Source organism: Kaistella chaponensis (genome assembly GCF_900156725.1).
GTDB lineage: Bacteria > Bacteroidota > Bacteroidia > Flavobacteriales > Weeksellaceae > Kaistella > Kaistella chaponensis.
Genome location: NZ_FTOI01000017.1, coordinates 43,740 through 61,624, shown reverse-complemented (window position 1 = coordinate 61,624; position 17,885 = coordinate 43,740). Strand labels below are relative to the sequence as shown.

Genomic DNA, 17,885 nt, shown 5'->3' with positions numbered 1-17,885 from the left:
TACGACTTCAAAAAATACAGAACCCCAGCTTGTAAAGAATGTCCTGTAAAATCACTTTGTACGAGTAGAACAGGAGGCCGGGAAATTGATAGAAGTCAGTATGCCGATGCCGTTGCAGAAAACAATCAGCGCTACCAATCCAATGCGCAATTATACCGAAAGCGGCAGGAGATCAACGAGCATATCTTCGGAACCATCAAAAGGCAATGGGGTTACAATCACACGAATTTAAGGGGTTTAGAGAAGGTAAATGGTGAACACAGCTTAATTATGCTGGTTTACAACATCAAACGTGCAATAAATATTCTGGGAGTTCCTGATTTAATTGCCAAAATCAAGAACTGGAAGTCACCATACAAAAGGAACGTCTTGTTTTTGCAAATAACGAAGCATTTTAAGCTGAAATCAGTCTTTGTTTTTGAAAAGTAGTATTGGTTGCTTAAAAATAAGGCGTCCTTAAAAGGCTTGTTTTACCTTGCAGCGCTGTAAAAATATGGCTTAAAGAGGGAGGATGTGAGTTTTTTCACAGCCTGACGTTTTGCGGCTTGGCGAAGTGGCGGTTTTAGAAGCACTTACTTTCATTTTAGCACTAATGTTTATTTGAAAACTGAATGTTTAAATTAGCACTGAACCCGCCATTTTGCCAAACTGCTGTTACCTGCTGCCCTTATTCTTGCTTAATTAATTTCACATTTGTTGTTTTCAATTTTTGGTTTAACCAATTTCTGATTTTTTCTGTATCTACATTTTCCTTTTTATTGTCAATTTGATAAAGAACAACTGTTAGAACTTTTGCACTATCAGTATTTTGATTTATTGAATGTCTACCAAACGATACATTTTTAAGTTCTGGAAATAATATTTTTAATTCTTTCTGAATGTCAGAATTATCAAATTTATATTCTCCAAGTTCATTTTGAAGATTATTTATTAAAATATCTTTTTCAGATAAATTTTTGTTTTGATTATTTAATTCGTCTAATATTTCACTTTTTAAATCTTTTACGTCTTGTTTGATTTCTAATTTTGTATTGCTAATATCGTATTGAACTAACTTTTGATTTAACACTTTTATTTCTTCAGCATTAAATTTTTTGGTCAAAAATGCGACTTCAATTTTTTTAGGATTTGAATTAAATTTTGTGTTTTTATAAATAATTGTGTAGCCATTATTTGTAAACTCATTTGAGATAAACTGTTCAACTTTTTGAGCGTACTTTTTTTCATTGAGTAGATTATATGCTAAATAAAAACTTGGAATTATCATAATTAAAATTAAAGAAGTGATGCCGTACCTAATTTGTTTTTCAAATTTAGGATTCAAACTTCTAACAGGTTCATATTTTAGATATTTAACAATCAAAAAAGTAGATATACATATAAAAAAGCAATTAATTGAATATAAATAAAAAGCACCAAAAAAATATGAAAAATTCCCTATTGCCAAACCATAACCTGCTGTACAAAGAGGAGGCATTAAAGCCGTGGCGATAGCCACGCCTGGAATTGGATTCCCTTTTTCTACTCTTGTTAGAGCAATTACACCTACTAAACCTCCAAAAAAAGCGATAAGAACATCATAAATATTTGGAGATGTTCTTGCTAATAATTCTGATTGAGTTTCTTTAAAAGGACTTATGAAAAAATAAATTGAAGCGACTACTAAACTTACAATAGTTGCTATTAAAAGGTTTTTTCCTGATTTTTTTAGTAATTCGAAATCATAAATTGCCAAGGCAAATCCTGCTCCAACTATTGGACTCATTAATGGAGAAATAAGCATTGCACCAATGATGACTGCTGTTGAATTTACATTTAAACCAACTGATGCAATTACGATTGCACAAGCCAAAATCCATAAGTTAGAACCACGAAAAGAAATATTGGATTTTATATTTTCTAAAACTTTTTTTTGCTCCTCTTCACCATTATGAAGATTAATAAAATCAAAAACTTTATTGCTCATCGTCTATATATGTTTTGTTTAAAATCCCGTTCAAAACAAAAAAACCTAAAAGTCCTGCTATTAATGAAGAAATTAAGATTATTAATTTTGAGTTATTTATTATTGTTTCGTTGTCAAAAGCAAGTAAGGTTACAAAAATAGACATTGTAAAACCTATTCCTGCCAAAAGTCCTACACCAAAAATTGACTTCCAATTTAAATCTGATGGTAGTTTGCAAAGTCCAAAAGTGACTGCTAAAAGTGCGAAAAGAAAAATACCCAAAGGTTTGCCAACTATTAGACCAAGTGCTATTCCTAAGCTGTTATTTTCTGTCAATGTTTGTGAAATGTCGCCACTAAAAACTATTGCTGTATTGGCTAACGCAAATATTGGTAAAATTATAAAAGCAACTGGTTTGTGTAGAAAATGTTGCAAAATATACGAAGTTGATTTTTCGCCTCCATTACCAAATGGAATGGCAAATGCCAACAAAACACCCGTAATAGTGGCGTGAACGCCTGAATGAAGCATAAAATACCACATTGCAACTCCGCCTATTAAGTAGGGAATTAAATTTCTCACATTTAGTTTTCCGATGATAAATAACAAAAGCCAAATTCCTAATGCGATAAATAGGTTTGTCCAAAGTAAAGTTTTGGTGTAGAAAATGGCAATAATGATTATTGCTCCTAAATCGTCAATAACTGCTAATGCTGTCAAAAATATTTTTAGAGAAGTTGGTACTCGATTGCCTAACAGAGATAAAATTCCCAAAGCAAAAGCAATATCTGTCGCCATTGGAATACCTGCACCTGATTGCGTTGCAGTTCCATAATTGAATAACAAAAATATTCCTGCTGGAATCAGCATTCCACCCAATGCTCCAAAAATTGGTAATAAAGCGTCTTTGATATTTGAAAGTTCGCCTTGATAAATTTCTCTTTCTAATTCCAATCCAATGAGCAAAAAGAAAATAGTCATTAATCCATCATTAATCCAATGCTCAAAACTGTGTCCTGCAAGTTGACTTTGGAAAAAGTCGTGATAACTTGCTCCAAAATTTGAGTTAGCAAGTGTCAATGATAAAATTGTGCAAGCAATTAAAACAAGACCACCTGCTTTTTCGCTGTTAAAAAAATCTGTAAATATTTTAGTTGCTTTCATTTATTTTGTCTCTCGGTTGATTGTTTATGCGTTCTGTCATAGGGTTGCAGGTAAATCTCAAATATACGCAAGTTTAGTAAATAACCTAAAACATTTTTTCCTTTATCCAAAAGAGTTTTGGCGAAATTCGACTTTAAAACTATTTAAAATGTACGATTTTAAATATCCATAATACGCAACTTTCACAACTCAGCAAATCATCACAATTCCCCTCTCTTCAAAACTCTCCCTCTAGGTTCATCGCCTTCAAATAAAGCAATTTCAGAATGGAGAAATTCTGCGGCGGCGGCGGAATCTTTTACTTTGGTCGCGGTGCGTTCCAGCATTTCTTGTTCAAAATCCTGTAAAACACTTTCCCGAATTCCCTTTTCCCGCCAATTCGAAAGTGGTTTGCAGTTTTTATAAATTTCGCGAGCCAAAAATAAGGCATCGAGCAAAGCCTGATTTGCACCCTGTCCTTTAAATGGACTCATCGGATGCGCTGCATCACCCAATAAGGTGATTGAATCTGCGTTTTTCAGCAGTTCAGAAGTGAGCAACTCGCGATCATAAACGGGGTATCCTGTAATTTTATGTTCATCAGTCAGTTCCAAAATTTCCGGAATTGGAGTGTGAAAAGGAGTCCTTTTAATGGCTTCATTTTTAATGGCTGATTTTCCGTCGGAACTTAGTTTATTTGCCGCTGCTTCTTCGATCGGAAAACTGAGTTGCCACATGATCGAATTTTGGTCAAAAGGCATCATATAAATTCTTTCTTTCCCGTTGGCTGTTTGAAAAACCGTGGCAGAATCCAGCAAAGAATTTTCTAAATGTTGAAGTTTGGACAATTCACAAATCCCCAGAATCACCATGCAACCCAAATACCGCAAAGGAGATTTTTCCTCGGGAATGATCGCTTTTCGAACAGCACTTCGGATTCCATCTGCACCAATCAAAAGATTTGCAGGATACATTTTACTCACTTTATTTTCTAAAAAATGAAGCTGCAATTTGCCGTCAGAATCTTTTTCGTACCCGGTGAATTGATGATTCCACTGTACTTTATTTTCTCCGCCCAATTGTTGCAGCAATTGCAGACGCAGATTTTGGCGGGCAATATGGATATTGCTTTTTTGAATATTGTTTTGGGTGGTGAATTTATCAACTTTTCCCAGCCATTTTCGCATTCCCCATTGTCCCACAATTTTTCCATCCGGCGCATGAACCACGTGATGATTGGAGATAATGCCGTTTTCTAAATGAAAAATTCCGAAATTTTCTAAGGTTTTTCTGGCTTGTTGTAAGGTTAAACCATAACCTTGTGAACGCTCATTAAAACTGCCGTCTTTTTCAAAAATGGTAAAAGGAATGCCACGATGCAAACAGCCAATCGCTAAAGCGATGCCTCCAATTCCGGCTCCAATGATCGCAACGTGCGGAAAATTTTCATCGGGAACTGGAAAGTTTTCGGCAGGAATGATGCCGGAACCTGAACAATCCGGGCAAATCATAAAAGTTCCCTCCGGACGAATCGGTGCCGTTCCCTCGAAATTAGATGCTTCGAAAGCTGCTAATTGAGCTTGATAGTGAAGCTGGATTTTTTTTTTGATTCTGCGTTTTTGTTTGCCGCTACCTTTACATTCCGGACAAGCCGTAAAATTGAATTTTTCTTTTTCCATTTTCTTATGCCGTCAAATATACGGAATGAGAATTATTTGGTTAAAAAATAATTGGTCTTAAATAAGACGAACCCTTATTTTACACAAAAATCTGCGCCCCGACCTGAACGGAACTCTTTTTTATGGGCAACTGAGCACAGCCGAAGTTGCCCATAAAAAAAGTGGGAGTGGAGGGCGGTCCCGATAATCCCGAAAGCTTTCGGGATCGGGAATGGCGCCCAAATAAATTGATTTATTGTTGCAAAAAGTCTCATTTAAAATCGAGTTTAAATGAGACTTTTGTGGGTTTAGAAGGTGGTTTTCACTTCAATTTTAATTGCTGTAATATTTTCCAATACCGGTAGAATCGAAAGTAAATGCCTTTTCGTTTTCTGACTTGTCTAATTTATTGTTGATCGTTAAAGCCCATAAAACGAGTTCTTTGCAAAAGTTTTGATCTTCTGGATTGAGTTCAGCGGTATATTCCTCGATCATGTCCGAAAGTGGTTTTACACGGTTGAGTTTGGTGTAGAATTCTTGGTCGGAATCATCGTAATTGAGTTCTAAAGAATTTTTATTGAACCACGCAGTAATGTCGGTATATGGCGTTTTGATGCCGTCTTTTTCGAGTTTCGGAATTCGTGGGAAAATCATTTCAAACTGAGTCATCACTGCGTTGTCGATGAGGATTTTCGCCACATGATCTGCACCTTCTTGTTCCCCTTCATAAACCAATTCAATTTTCCCGGTAATCGAGGGAATAATCGACATGAAATCCAACAAACGAACCGTGGTTTTATCTGAATCAGATTCGATCAAACGCAGTTTTGCCGCTGCGATTAAATTTTCCATGGCGCTGATTGTTAATCGAGCACTTACGCCACTTTTTGCATCTACATATTCGCTGTCGCGTGCTGCGAAAGCAACTTCTTCTAATAAATCTTTTGCTAAACTTGGAATCTGAATTTGGGCTTTGTCTTCGTCTGAAATCAAGGCTTCCTGTTCGGTGATTTGTCTTGCAAGAGCGATGGTTTTTGGATAATGTGTAAAAATCTGGGATCCAATTCTGTCTTTCAAAGGCGTCACAATACTTCCACGATTGGTGTAATCTTCGGGATTCGCGGTGAAGACAAACTGAATATCCAAAGGCATTCTCAACTGAAATCCGCGGATTTGAATATCGCCTTCTTGCAAAATATTAAACAAGGAAACCTGAATTCTCGCCTGTAAATCGGGCAATTCATTCAAGACAAAAATACAGCGGTTTGCGCGGGGAATCATTCCGTAATGCAGAACGCGTTCATCGGAATAGGGGAGTTTTAAAGTCGCGGCTTTTATAGGATCAATATCTCCAATTAAATCGGCCACATTCACATCTGGAGTTGCAAGTTTTTCGAAGAACCGATCGGAACGATGCACCCAAGAAATTATGGTTTCGTCGCCGTTTTCTGCGATTAAATCTCGGGCGTATTTTGAAATGGGTTCGAAAGGACTGTCGTTAATTTCGGAACCTTTTACAATCGGCATCAATTCATCCAAAAGATTCACCATGCTTCTTGCGATCTTGGTTTTTGCTTGTCCACGAAGTCCTAATAAATTAATGTGATGTCCTGCCAAAATTGCTTTTTTCAATTGCGGAACTACGGTGTCTTCATAACCCCAAAGTCCTTCGAACACGGGTTCTTTGGCTTTAATTTTCGCAATTAAATTCTGCTGAATTTCCTGGTTTATGGTTTTATGAAGGTAACCGGAATCTTTTAATTCTTTAAATGTAATATCGTTTTTCATATTTTTTATTTTTTATTTTTTGTACTATGTACTATGTACAATGTAAAAATTACCTGATGCATTATACATTATACATTATACTTTGTACACTCCTAAATTCTTTTTATTCTATTTTTCTCGTAATCTTCGAAGATCATTTCGCCTAAGCCGGAAAGTCCTGTTAAGAACGCTTTTCCTTTATTCTGAGCTGTAAATGCTTCCACGAATTTTCTTAAGTAAGGATCTTGAGCAATCATAAATGTTGTTATTGGAATTTTTAGTTTTCTGGCTTGAGCAGCTTTGTTCAGACATTGCCCCACAATCATTTCATCTAAACCATTGCTGTTCATATAAAACTCTCCGGTTGGAAGTTGAATACAGCTTGGTTTTCCGTCTGTGATCATGAAAATCTGTTTGTTGGTATTTCTTTTTCTGCGAAGAATATCCATGGCTAATTCCAATCCTGCAACGGTATTCGTGTGATAAGGACCAACTTTTAAATAGGGTAAATCTTTTACTTTTATGGGCCAAGCTTCATTTCCAAAAACGATAATATCGATGGAATCTTTGGGATATTTTCGGTTGATTAATTCCACTAAAGCCATCGCCACTTTTTTTGCAGGGGTGATTCGATCTTCTCCGTAAAGAATCATGGAGTGCGAAATATCAATCATCAAAACCGTGCTCATTTGCGCTTTGTGCTTGGTTTCTTCTACGATGAGGTCGTCTTCTGTCAAACGCAGATCCGATATTCCGTTGTTGATTTGCGCATTTTTTAAACTTTCGGTCATGTTCATCGTAGACAAATCATCACCGTATTGAAAAGCGCGGTTTTCGCCGTCTCTTTCATCACCAACACCCACTTTTTTCGTGTTGTGATTTCCGATTCCGCTTTTTTTGAGTTTTCCAAAAATCTGATCTAAGGCAAATTCGCGCAAAGCTGCTTCCAGTTTTGCCGTTAAAATATTTTTGCCTTTTCCTGTTCCGGTATTTCCGTCTTTTTCGTCGATTTCTTCTTTGATGTACCCGCGTTTTTTTAGATCGTCTTCAAAATCCTGAAGCGAGTATTCATCGGTAAAAATGTTGTATTCTTTATCGAGCATTTCCAGCCATTCGAAGGCTTCTTCGATGTCTCCGGAAGTGTGGGTCAAAAGATCTTTAAAAACATCAAAAACCCGGTCGAAATGGGAAATTTCTTCGGGAGTATGTTTGGTGAAGGTAAAACCTTTGTTGAAATTGGTCTGTCTTTCTTTTCTGTTCATCCGTACGATTTCTGTTTTTTAATGAATTGTTTCGCTCAAAAATTAGAGCTTTTTTTAAAATCCTAAACTAATTTTCCTGCGAAAATTTGTAGTCATTGAACTTAATTAATATTCCTACAAAATTATCGGTGCGCGAGTTTTACCTCCGACCATTCCATGGAAAATCATACCACTAAAATTGATGAGGTTCTATAAAACTGAATTCAAAAAAAGAAGTTTTTAAACATTCTTTTCATTCATTTCAGGGCGTTTTTTTTGCGTCAATTCTTTGCTGAAAGGTACCCAAACGGCTTTTTATGACCAAATTTATTGCACAAATTCAATCATAGGTAAAGTCTATTTTACCGCCTCTTTTTTTAGGTCAACATCAACAATTAGAACTAATTTGTGAATTGGTTGTTTTTAGAGTTGAAGACTACTCGGTGGCAATTGCATCCTGATTCCCTTCTTCATTAATGCCATCTTGGATGATTTTATCTACTTCCTTTTTTTCTTCTTCCTTTAAAGATTCTGTTTCCTCTTCTTGAATTTCTTCTTCCTTATTGATGAAAAAACTACAGAACAAAGGTAAATGGTCACTTCCAATAGGTCTTAAAGTTTTAAAATCTTCTACAAAAATATCTGGAGAATGAAAAAAAAGATCAATTGGGAACCGAAGCAATCTATATTTTGCGTGAAAAGTGGAAACAAATCCACGTCCGATCCTGGGATCAATTAATTCAGAAGTTTTTCTAAAAAGGAGGGATGATCGTGCCCAAGCTACGTTATTAAAATCGCCCGCAACGATCACAGAACCTTTTGTTTCCTTAATTTTTTTCCCCACTGCCAATAATTCGCCATCTCTTTCTTTTGCGTTATCTTCTTCAGTAGGACTTGGTGGAGGTGGATGAACGCCGAAAAATGTAAACGGAATTCCCTCTTTTGTAAACAAAGCGGCTTGTATACTGGGTAAATCGTCTGCAATGTGATAATTCACTTTAATGGATTTTACTTTTAATTTTGTATAAAAATGAATTCCATACGTGTTTTCTAAGGGTACTTTTTTAAAATTAGGATAGTCGGATTCAATCTTGGTTAAGGCGTTTTCCCAAGCTTGGTTAGTTTCCAAGGTCAATAAAATATCAGGTTGCACCTCATTAATTAAGGTTATCAATTTTTCATACTCATTATTAAATTGATAAACATTAACAGATACAACAGAAATAGAAGCAGAATCTTTATCGATTTTGTTTGAAGGATTTCTGCGGTAGATCACGGTATAAGGAGCTAAAATGATGGCATGATTGATAATAAGCACCAAATTGATACCCGAAATGCTCCAAAAAACCAAGCTTTTTTCTTCAATAAAAATGAATCCTAAAAGAAGAACCGCGAGTTGAATGGTCATAATTTGAATTCGCCCGAATTCCCAAACTCGAAAAGTCCAGTGTGGATGAGGAATCAAAGGTAAAATGCTTCCTGCAATACAGAAAGCCGATAAGATATAATAAACAGAGAGCATAAATGAAAAATAGGTATTGTAGATGGATTATTCAACTTTTTCGCACTAAAGATATCATTTTAAAGAATACTCCTTGCCAAAAATTAAGCGGAATTTTTTCCTAAATTTTTCACTTTACGGTTCATCACGTAAAACCAAGTGGGTAGGAAAAGTGCTAAGATCAGAATTTTGGGATATCCTTTAGGTAATTGCGGTGCATCATCTTGATGATCAATGGGTTTACTACGAATCCTTCATGTTTTTTATTTAAAAAATATCACCTTTCCCTCTGTCGAACTTTTCAAAGCGGCTTCAATGATTTCCATGTTTTGAATAATTTCTGCTCCAGGTGAAGGTAACTCGGCGCCGAAAAAGATATGCTCATAAATTTGCTGATAATAATCCATGTAATTTCCGGGTTCGCTGGAAGTGAGAATTCTTTCGGTCTCGGAATTTTCTTTTAAATAGTTAATTATTCCATCGGGTTTTGTTAAAGGTTTTGTCCAGTCTTCATGGTAAGTTGGAACGGCGCCGGAAACCAATTCGCTTTCCTGAGCATCGGTTCTTTCCTGCAAAAAGCTCCCTTTTTCGCCGTGCAAAATATAGGCGCAATGTGCTTCTTTGCTGAAAACGGAAGATTTCAACCGAACGCGAAAATCATTTTTATAAAAGCATAAAATTTCAAAATAATCATTTGCGAATTCTGGTCCTTTCATCGAAAAAACATCAGCGAAGAGTTTTTCAGGGAAACCAAAAAGTTGCGTTGCTTGATCGATCAAATGAGAACCCAAATCATGAAGCGCACCCGAACCTGGAAGTTCAGGATTTTCTTTGTGTTCTTTTTGGCTGGGTTCGGTTCGGAAACGGTCGAAACGGATTTCAACTTCCTTTAAAGTTCCTAATTTTCCTTCTTCTAAAATTTTTTGAACCTGATGATAATCGCGGTCAAATCTGCGGTTTTGATAAACACTGAGGAAAAGTTTTTTTTCTTTTGCCAGTTTTACCAGTTCTTCGGCTTCGGAAATATCGACGGTAAAAGGTTTTTCGACAATGACATTTTTCCCGGCTTCCAAAGCTTTTTTCACATATTCAAAATGGGTTTGAACCGGAGTATTGACAACCACTAATTCGATATCTGCGTTTGCAAGCATTTCTTCAACCGATCTGTAAATGGTGGTTTCGGGATATTTTAATTGGGATTCATCTTTCGATCTTTCTACAACAGCCAACATAAAAAATCCCGGATGTTCTTTTAAAAACGGCGCGTGGAAAACTTTTCCACTCATTCCAAAGGCACAAAGTCCCACTTTTACCAGTTGCATTCTTTAAATTTTCAACAAATATATTTATAAAATTAATGATTTGCTGATGGTGATTTTCTAAAAAATGCATTTAAAAATTGGGAAATAAATGAATGGGAGAAATCCTCATGCTTTTCCGACGCTCAATTATTTTGATAATTATTTCGCCAAACCTTTGTATATCCGTATAAAATTGTAATTTTGAAACCTAATTTATAACAAACTATTATGAAAGACCTTATCGGAAAGATCAACGCAGAATTTGAAACATTCACTACTGAATCAACTTCATTAGCAGAAAAAGGAGTAAAAGCTGCAGGAGCAAGAGCAAGAAAAGCAACTTTGGAACTAGAAAAATTATTAAAAGAGTTTAGAAAAGTTTCGATCGAAGAATCTAAAAAATAATTTTTGATTCTTTTTTACTCAAAAGGGAAACTTTTTTTGTAGGTTTTAAGAATTTTTAATAATTCTAACCTTATATTTTCACTGTAAAGGCTGTCGTTTTTTTTAATGATAGCCTTTATTTTTTTGTAGTTTCTGCTTTTTACTGCTCAATTATAATTTGATATTTCTCTAAAAGTCCACTTATTCCTGCAGCAGAAAATCGCGCTCCTTTCAAACGGTTATTTTCTGGATCAATTCCATAATTAAAAGAACTTAGAAAATCTGCTTTTTCCAGATTCGTATTTTGAAATATTGCTTGAGATAAGTCACAATCGAAAAAGTTTGCGTTGCTTAAATCGGCTTCCGAAAAATCAATTTCCCGTAACTGACACTCTTTGAAAACCGTTTTTCGAAGGTGAAGTTGAAAAAATGTAGAATGATTGAGTTGACAATTTTCAAAAGAAAATGCGAGTCCAAAAGGATTGCAATGGTCAAATTCAAGTCCGAGCATTTTGCAATCTTTAAAGGAAACATTGCGGAAAGCTGTTCCATTAAGTTGGGCTAAACTTAAATTACATGCAATAAATTCGCAATCTATAAATTTGAAATCGGAAAGATTGTTTTCGCTAAAATTACAATTTTTGAAGTTGCAGTTTTCGTATTCCCCTTTTGCTAAAGGATTTTGAGTACAGTCTATCTTATCGAAAATCTGATCTTGCATATTGATATCGGACATTTTTTTATTGAAGTTCTATTTTAAATTGGAAAAAAATTAAAATCTCCTGTTGCGATTTTTTGTAAATTTAAAAAATAGAAGGGGATTATTTTCTAAAAAAAGTTTTAAAATAAGTACATCAATAAAAATGTTTAAAAAATTTCTATTTAAATTCATTGAACAGGTGATTCACGAAAACTGTGGTTATCTTTGCAAAAACAATTTACAATGTCCAGACTGATCTCCGATTTAGGAATTATTAAAAAACTTCAGAATGCTTTAACCGATTTAGAAATTTCGGTAGCGACCGATATTCAGGAACAAGTAATTCCCATTATTCTCGATGAAACGGAAGATTTGGTCGCATTGGCGAAAACAGGAACGGGTAAAACTGCCGCTTTTGGTTTGCCGCTTTTGCAATTGGTCGATGTTGAAAATTCAAATATTCAGACTTTAATTTTATCACCAACGCGCGAATTGAGTCAACAGATTTATAATAATCTGAAAGAGTTTGGGAAATATTTGCCAGAAGTTTCTATTGTTTTGCTTTCGGGCGGCAATTCTGTGAAATCCCAAATCGAAGAATTAAAATCTCCGACGCATATTGTTGTCGCAACTCCGGGTCGTTTTTTAGATTTAATGGAGAAAGGGGCGCTGGAAATCAAATCTCTGAAAAATTTAGTTTTAGACGAAGCCGATGAAATGTTTCAAGCATTGAAAGAAGATTTAATGCCAATTCTGAAATCTTTGCCGAAAAATCGCCGCACGTATTTGTTCAGCGCGACAATGCCGGGAGAACTGAAAGATATCGTACATAATTATATGTCGAAAAGTGCAGTTTCCCTTCATTCTGACATGGAAGTTATTGGAAATGAAAGCATTGATCATCAATATATTGTCGTAGATCCGATTGAAAAATTAGATGTGCTTTTGCATTTTTTAAATTCCCAGGAAGGTGGTCGCGGAATTATTTTTTGTAAAACCAAAGCTGCCGTCAATAAACTGGCAAAAAATCTGGCGATTCGAAAAATTTCCTCGGGTGCATTGCACGGAAGTTTAACACAAGGAATTCGGGATCGGATTATGGAGCAATTTCGGGAAGGTTATATTGATATTCTCGTTGCGACTGATTTGGTAGCAAGAGGAATCGATGTAAAAGAATTGGCTTATGTGGTGAATTATCATTTACCAGATACGCACGAAGCTTACGTTCACCGCAGTGGTAGAACAGGAAGAGCGGGAGCAAAAGGACTTTCGATGACGATTATTCAACAGGAAGAAGTGAAGGAAATTGCGGATTTTGAAAAAGAATTGGGTATTCATTTTAAACCCATCAAAAAAGCCAATGCAGAAGCTATTGAATGGAATAATACTTTGGTTTGGGCGAAAAAAGTTTTCAAAACAAAACCCAATCGCGAGATTCCGGAAGAAGTGAAACAACAGGTAAAAACCATTTTTCATCATTTGACGAAAGAGGAATTGGTAGATAAAGTGTTGTCGAATTATTTGGCGGAGAACAATAAATAGATTTTCAAATTCCCTATAAAAAATGAAGCGGTTTCAATTGTAATCGCTTCATTTTATTTATTTCCACAGCTGTTTTTAGCGAGATGTTCTGCATGTTTTTGTGGCAGAAATTGCTTACGTTTTTTTATATTAAGGTGTTGAAAGGGTAAAATGAACTTCTGCGTAATAAGCGAATTGAAAAGTTGATCTTTATTCTTTCGTTGGTGCTTCCATAAATTTTACGGGGTAATTCAATAGAAAATTGTCCTGATTTCCAATGGTTATGGTATTTATTATTTCTTTAAAATAAAGGTAAGTTTTATCGAGTGCAAAAATCGAGGAGATAATTTCGGATGTCAAAATCTGTTTTATCTCCTATTTTATTGAATGTTTTGCATGCTTCTTCTCTCATTCCAGTTACTAAATATGAAACGCCCAATTTTACTTGAGAGTCTTTTATTAAAGAATTAAAACGATTATTTGCAATAGGTAAATTTTCAATTTGGGAATAAGCTTCAATTGCTTTTTCGAAATTATTTTCGGTGTAATTTTTAAAACCTTTGTCGAGAAGATCATAAAGTTGCCGCTCATTTTTATCTTTTAAATCATTTGCCCATTTTAAATGATTGACTTCTTTTGTAATCAAAAGGTTTTTTCCGGAGATATTCTTGAGAAATTTTTCTGATTTTTTTAAAGCTCGAATATAATCTTGGTCATAATTTTCGTCAATTGAATGGAGAATTTTTATATTTTCAATCTTATTGTTTTTTGTTAAAACAAATTCTATTTGAAAATATAAATCAGTAAATGTTTTTGATGATCTTCCCGCTTCTTTACTATTTAAACTAATTAATTCTTCATAATCTTGGTTGTCCGAAAGTTCATAATCGTTCAAATTATTTGCGACATACAACGAATCTGTATTTCTCACGAGAGGTTTCAACGCAAATTCTGAATTTTTTCTAACAAAATCATCTGCTTTAAGAAAGTAACTAATTTTGTTGTCATATTGATCTTGAAGGATTAAATATTTGTCTTTTAAAACATAATTAATCGTTCGAAATTCTGTTTTTATTTGTGTATCCGTAAAGGTTGCAGGAAGTTTATACCTAGAAAACTGCAATGCTTTTGGAGTAATAAAATAAATAAGTTTGGTTGAATAATCAGGATTATTGAGGTCTAAATTGATATTTCCAACCAAGGTTGATCGCACCAAAACCCATTTTCCAAGGAGTTCCTTGCTTTGTGAAAAACAAGTTGAAAATATTGAAAGTATAATAAAAAGGATGTAGAATCGCTTCATTTAGGAAAGATTAATAAACGTTTTGCCGCTTCTCGAAAGTTGCGAATGTCGGAACGAGTTATTTTCTGCTAAAGAAAAAATTTCTTGCGGAACGTACATTTAGTTTAAATTTCGCTATTGCGAGATACGGCTATTAGAGGTTGGACTTTTTTTATTAGTACGGACTTTTCATAGATTTTGAATTCGGAGGTAATGCAAAAAACGAATTATCAAGTTTCATTTCTGTTATGTTTGTTGCATTGCTTTCCAAACTAAATTGTGCATTTTCTATCAACGATTTCAAAGGTAAAGCATTGGCTTTTGAAACAAAGTCATACCAATTACCAAATTTGTGATTTTCAAAAAGTTTTGGGTCTACTGAAAATTTGGAATTGAAATAATATTTTTGAATTCCACTTTTACAAGTCAGTATTAACTCGTCACATTTGTAACCAAGTATTACAGTAACCTCTTTGTTGAGTTCAGCTTTTAAAACTTCGTCTGGGTTTGTTGCGCAATCATCCCACAAAAAAGCTTCTGAATTAGCCATTTTTGTATAAAGTTTATTTTCTTTATTTACGTAGTTCTGCGACTGCAAAAGAGAACCATTCGCAACAGATTTATAGTCACCATTTTTGATGTAATATTCTTGTATCGAACCCATCATTGCAGTAAATTGTTCGTCGGCAACATTTGGCATTTTGCTTTTGTACGTATTTGAATAAATAATTTTCCCTTCGAATGATTGACCATATGAAGAAATTGTTGATAAAAATGTAGTTAATAAGATTAATAAAGTACTTTTCATATTAGAGTTTGTTAATAGGTTATAATTGTATTTGCTTTATTTTCTGATTGATTTTCATGTCATTTAGTCTTTTTGTCCGCAGTGAGGTAGTGTTGCCACAAACTTATCGGGTATTGGCGATGGTGCGTATTAAATTTGGAAACCGTCTTGTAATAATTAAACTTCGGATGATCTAAAATGGTTAAACTTGCGATTCTTTCGCACTATTTCCAATAAGATGTTAGCAGGAGGTTTTTTAGAAATTTCTTTTCACTAATTTATATTTTCCGTTCCATACATTTGGTTTGTTTACTTTGTCGTCAAAATTATAATAGATTAAATTAATTTTAAGTGAATTCCCTTTTATGATAATAGCGTCGTTATTAATGGTTGGATAAGATCCAAGATCAGTTGGTAGTTCTTTTCCTTTGATAATTCCATTTGATTTTAAAACTGTGAATTTAGCACTGTCAATGTAGGTTCCTTTTTTAATTGCAGAAATTGGGTCGTGAAGCATTAAATTTCTCCTGCCTATCGTTGTTATTACATATTGATTATTATTTTTTTCAATAAATGCAGTTTTATAATTTTTAGCAGGATTATAAAAAAAGATGTAGAAAATAAAAGAGAGGAAAATAATAATTGTTGATGTTGCATTTAAAACTCTCAATTTTTTAGGTTTTTCATTACATAATTTTGAAAAAATAAAACCTAAAATCTTTGCCAACGCAAAACTAATTAAAAGTAGAATTAACGCAAAAATTATTATAAAAAACACAAATTTCATTTTATGCGAGCTTTTTGTTTAAACTTTCTGCTAACTTATATATGTATCACAAAATCATATTAACCAGCCAAAGTTGGTTGTGTTAATTTCGCAATCACCATATAATATTGCATCGCTAAAATAGTGAAAATTTGCGATCAATGATCAAATGATATTTTAGATTTTCGACGCTTTTTTCAATCTTTGAATAGAATATAAAATCATTTTTCACCAAAAAAATGGAATTTTAAATTACTGAAAATCAGATATATATTCTGTGCAAACGACTACAAACGACAATAAGCAATTCTCTACCGACTATTTTTTCACAACCGATGAACCTTTGCAACAGAGATTCGAGGAAAATCAGTGAGACTCGTTTCTAATGTTTAATTATAAAATTTAAAGCCATGTCACTAAGAAACAAAGTTACCTTAATCGGTAGAACAGGAAAAGACGTAGAAATCGTAAAATTCGAAAACGGAAAATTGGCGAAAGTCAGTTTAGCAACCACCGATCATTACACCAATGCTTTGGGAGAAAAAGTAGAGGAAACACAATGGCACAGTTTATCTGCCGGTGGAAAATTAGCAGACATTATGGAGAAATATGTGGAAAAAGGCAAAGAAATCGCCGTGGAAGGTAAAGTTATTTACAGAACGTATGATGATAAAGATGGAGTGAAACGCTATATCACAGAAATCCGTGTGGAGGAACTTGTGCTTCTAGGAGGGAAATAAGTGGGTTTGGAGCAGCAAAGCCGGATTTGTTTTTCCCATCGAATTCGGCTTGCTTCTCTTTTTTACATTTTTTAAAGAAAACACAAAATCATGAAAACAAAAATTTTTAAAATACGCCTCTCTGAAGAGTTTATTTACGATGATCAAAAAAGACTCGATCATTTTTTACAAGAAAATAATATCTTGAAATATGAAACCGCTTTCGTGAAAGAGGAAGAGAATTATTGGTCGGTTATTTTGTATTATGAAGAATTGAAAGTGCAGTTCAACGAACCAAAAAACGAAAAATACAGGGCAGAACAGGAACAGCTGAATTCCGATGAAATTAAAATTCTCGATTCCCTTAAATTGTGGCGCAGCGAGAAAGCGAAAGAAAAAAGTCTGCCCGTTTATTTCATTGCCACCAACAAAGAACTACTCTCAATCGCAAAATACAAACCTATTAAAAAAGAAGAACTTCTGGATATCAAAGGTTTCGGTAAATTTAAAATTGAAAATTATGGCGGGGAAATTATTCAGATTTTAGAAACAGTTTAAAGCTCAGAATTCTATATTTTAAAGAAGCAAAGTAATTTTCTTCACTCTTTTCTGATTTGAAAGGTAAGCGATCGGAGTTATTTTTAGGTTTTTAACGGATTAGTTTTTTTAAATTTATAAAATGAAAACGATCATTAGAAAAATCCAAAAATCAGATAATCAATTCTTAGCGAAAATCATTCGCAGCTGCTTCCACGATTTTAATGTTTCTACAAAAGGAACAGTTTATGAAGATCCCACAACAGATCATTTATGCGAATTATTTGAGGCAGAAAATGCAGTGCTTTTTGTATCAGAAGTAGATGGTGAATTGTGCGGTTGTTGCGGAATTTTCCCCACAGATGGTTTACCGGAACATTGTGCAGAACTCGTTAAATTTTATATCGCTAAAGATTCTCGAGGGAAAGGTTTGGGGAAAATGTTAATGGAAGAAAGTATTGCATTTGCAAAAAATCAGGGGTTCAAATCAATTTATATCGAAAGTTTACCCGAATTTTCTACCGCAGTTTCTATTTATGAAAAACAGGGATTTACTTATTTGGAAAAACCACTGGGAAATTCCGGACATTGTGGTTGCAACCTTTGGATGATCAAGCATCTTTAGTAATTTT

The 17,885-nt window shown here is 34.3% G+C and carries 17 protein-coding genes; 6 read left to right on the top strand and 11 right to left on the bottom strand.

All coding sequences use genetic code 11. The features are described 5' to 3' along the window. A partial coding sequence (locus BW932_RS13555; RefSeq protein WP_143745571.1) for a transposase occupies positions 1–429 on the top strand: 429 nt, incomplete at its 5' end. A 238-nt stretch (positions 430–667) separates the two neighbouring features. On the opposite strand, the gene BW932_RS13550 is transcribed toward BW932_RS13555, so the two are convergent. The 7 genes from BW932_RS13550 to BW932_RS13520 form a co-directional block, all read right to left on the bottom strand. After that, positions 668–1,966 (bottom strand): DUF389 domain-containing protein, encoded by a 1,299-nt coding sequence (locus BW932_RS13550; RefSeq protein ID WP_076388496.1) that lies wholly within the window; start codon positions 1,964–1,966, stop codon positions 668–670. After that, positions 1,956–3,110 carry a Na+/H+ antiporter NhaA gene (gene nhaA / locus BW932_RS13545; RefSeq protein WP_076388494.1) on the bottom strand — a complete coding sequence of 385 codons (1,155 nt, stop codon included), beginning with the start codon at positions 3,108–3,110 and terminating at the stop codon, positions 1,956–1,958. Before nhaA ends, BW932_RS13550 begins: the two co-directional genes overlap by 11 nt. A gap of 200 nt (positions 3,111–3,310) precedes the next feature. Beyond that, positions 3,311–4,768, bottom strand: a complete 1,458-nt coding sequence (locus tag BW932_RS13540; protein ID WP_076388492.1) for an FAD-dependent monooxygenase — start codon at positions 4,766–4,768, stop codon at positions 3,311–3,313. Between the two features lie 312 nt (positions 4,769–5,080). Continuing rightward, complete coding sequence (locus tag BW932_RS13535; RefSeq protein WP_076388490.1) at positions 5,081–6,535, bottom strand: sigma 54-interacting transcriptional regulator; 1,455 nt, start codon at positions 6,533–6,535, stop codon at positions 5,081–5,083. 92 nt (positions 6,536–6,627) lie between these two features. Next, a complete protein-coding gene (locus BW932_RS13530; RefSeq protein ID WP_076388488.1) occupies positions 6,628–7,776 on the bottom strand; it encodes a vWA domain-containing protein in 1,149 nt (382 codons plus the stop codon). A 415-nt stretch (positions 7,777–8,191) separates the two neighbouring features. After that, positions 8,192–9,277 (bottom strand): endonuclease/exonuclease/phosphatase family protein, encoded by a 1,086-nt coding sequence (locus BW932_RS13525; protein WP_076388486.1) that lies wholly within the window; start codon positions 9,275–9,277, stop codon positions 8,192–8,194. A gap of 242 nt (positions 9,278–9,519) precedes the next feature. Next, on the bottom strand, positions 9,520–10,578 hold the full coding sequence (locus BW932_RS13520; protein WP_076388484.1) for a Gfo/Idh/MocA family oxidoreductase: 1,059 nt from the start codon (positions 10,576–10,578) through the stop codon (positions 9,520–9,522). Positions 10,579–10,785: 207 nt separating this feature from the next. On the opposite strand from BW932_RS13520, the gene BW932_RS13515 reads away from it, so the two are divergent. Beyond that, on the top strand, positions 10,786–10,962 hold the full coding sequence (locus BW932_RS13515) for a histone H1 (RefSeq protein ID WP_076388482.1): 177 nt from the start codon (positions 10,786–10,788) through the stop codon (positions 10,960–10,962). 139 nt (positions 10,963–11,101) lie between these two features. Here the strand turns inward: BW932_RS13515 and BW932_RS13510 are convergent, their stop codons facing one another. Then, the gene (locus BW932_RS13510) at positions 11,102–11,677 is read right to left on the bottom strand and encodes a pentapeptide repeat-containing protein (protein WP_076388480.1); all 576 of its coding nucleotides are present in this window, start codon (positions 11,675–11,677) and stop codon (positions 11,102–11,104) included. A 207-nt stretch (positions 11,678–11,884) separates the two neighbouring features. Between BW932_RS13510 and BW932_RS13505 the strand changes: the two genes are divergently transcribed. After that, positions 11,885–13,183, top strand: coding sequence for a DEAD/DEAH box helicase (locus BW932_RS13505; RefSeq protein ID WP_076388478.1), 1,299 nt, complete (start codon positions 11,885–11,887; stop codon positions 13,181–13,183). A gap of 298 nt (positions 13,184–13,481) precedes the next feature. Here the strand turns inward: BW932_RS13505 and BW932_RS13500 are convergent, their stop codons facing one another. The 3 genes from BW932_RS13500 to BW932_RS13490 all read right to left on the bottom strand — a co-directional run bounded on the left by BW932_RS13500 (position 13,482) and on the right by BW932_RS13490 (position 15,901). Then, on the bottom strand, positions 13,482–14,465 hold the full coding sequence (locus BW932_RS13500) for a tetratricopeptide repeat protein (protein ID WP_076388476.1): 984 nt from the start codon (positions 14,463–14,465) through the stop codon (positions 13,482–13,484). A gap of 154 nt (positions 14,466–14,619) precedes the next feature. Then, positions 14,620–15,252, bottom strand: a complete 633-nt coding sequence (locus BW932_RS13495; RefSeq protein WP_076388474.1) for a hypothetical protein — start codon at positions 15,250–15,252, stop codon at positions 14,620–14,622. Between the two features lie 235 nt (positions 15,253–15,487). Next, positions 15,488–15,901 (bottom strand): hypothetical protein, encoded by a 414-nt coding sequence (locus tag BW932_RS13490; protein WP_143745570.1) that lies wholly within the window; start codon positions 15,899–15,901, stop codon positions 15,488–15,490. Positions 15,902–16,407: 506 nt separating this feature from the next. Between BW932_RS13490 and BW932_RS13485 the strand changes: the two genes are divergently transcribed. The 3 genes from BW932_RS13485 (at position 16,408) to BW932_RS13475 (ending at position 17,878) form a co-directional block, all read left to right on the top strand. Further along, a complete protein-coding gene (locus BW932_RS13485) occupies positions 16,408–16,737 on the top strand; it encodes a single-stranded DNA-binding protein (RefSeq protein WP_076388470.1) in 330 nt (109 codons plus the stop codon). A gap of 90 nt (positions 16,738–16,827) precedes the next feature. Further along, entirely contained in the window at positions 16,828–17,274 is a 447-nt protein-coding gene (locus BW932_RS13480) for an HRDC domain-containing protein (RefSeq protein WP_076388468.1), read from the top strand. A 121-nt stretch (positions 17,275–17,395) separates the two neighbouring features. Further along, complete coding sequence (locus BW932_RS13475; protein WP_076388466.1) at positions 17,396–17,878, top strand: GNAT family N-acetyltransferase; 483 nt, start codon at positions 17,396–17,398, stop codon at positions 17,876–17,878. Positions 17,879–17,885 lie beyond the last annotated feature (7 nt).

Bases quoted from the DNA above. Each gene is read 5' to 3' on its own strand.
- BW932_RS13480 (WP_076388468.1), top strand. From the start codon at position 16,828: ATGAAAACAAAAATTTTTAAAATACGCCTCTCTGAAGAGTTTATTTAC.
- BW932_RS13515 (WP_076388482.1), top strand. From the start codon at position 10,786: ATGAAAGACCTTATCGGAAAGATCAACGCAGAATTTGAAACATTCACT.
- BW932_RS13495 (WP_076388474.1), bottom strand. From the start codon at position 15,252: ATGAAAAGTACTTTATTAATCTTATTAACTACATTTTTATCAACAATT.
- BW932_RS13520 (WP_076388484.1), bottom strand. From the start codon at position 10,578: ATGCAACTGGTAAAAGTGGGACTTTGTGCCTTTGGAATGAGTGGAAAA.
- BW932_RS13500 (WP_076388476.1), bottom strand. From the start codon at position 14,465: ATGAAGCGATTCTACATCCTTTTTATTATACTTTCAATATTTTCAACT.
- BW932_RS13540 (WP_076388492.1), bottom strand. From the start codon at position 4,768: ATGGAAAAAGAAAAATTCAATTTTACGGCTTGTCCGGAATGTAAAGGT.
- BW932_RS13485 (WP_076388470.1), top strand. From the start codon at position 16,408: ATGTCACTAAGAAACAAAGTTACCTTAATCGGTAGAACAGGAAAAGAC.
- BW932_RS13525 (WP_076388486.1), bottom strand. From the start codon at position 9,277: ATGCTCTCTGTTTATTATATCTTATCGGCTTTCTGTATTGCAGGAAGC.
- BW932_RS13475 (WP_076388466.1), top strand. From the start codon at position 17,396: ATGAAAACGATCATTAGAAAAATCCAAAAATCAGATAATCAATTCTTA.
- BW932_RS13535 (WP_076388490.1), bottom strand. From the start codon at position 6,535: ATGAAAAACGATATTACATTTAAAGAATTAAAAGATTCCGGTTACCTT.
- BW932_RS13530 (WP_076388488.1), bottom strand. From the start codon at position 7,776: ATGAACAGAAAAGAAAGACAGACCAATTTCAACAAAGGTTTTACCTTC.
- BW932_RS13510 (WP_076388480.1), bottom strand. From the start codon at position 11,677: ATGTCCGATATCAATATGCAAGATCAGATTTTCGATAAGATAGACTGT.
- nhaA (WP_076388494.1), bottom strand. From the start codon at position 3,110: ATGAAAGCAACTAAAATATTTACAGATTTTTTTAACAGCGAAAAAGCA.
- BW932_RS13505 (WP_076388478.1), top strand. From the start codon at position 11,885: ATGTCCAGACTGATCTCCGATTTAGGAATTATTAAAAAACTTCAGAAT.
- BW932_RS13550 (WP_076388496.1), bottom strand. From the start codon at position 1,966: ATGAGCAATAAAGTTTTTGATTTTATTAATCTTCATAATGGTGAAGAG.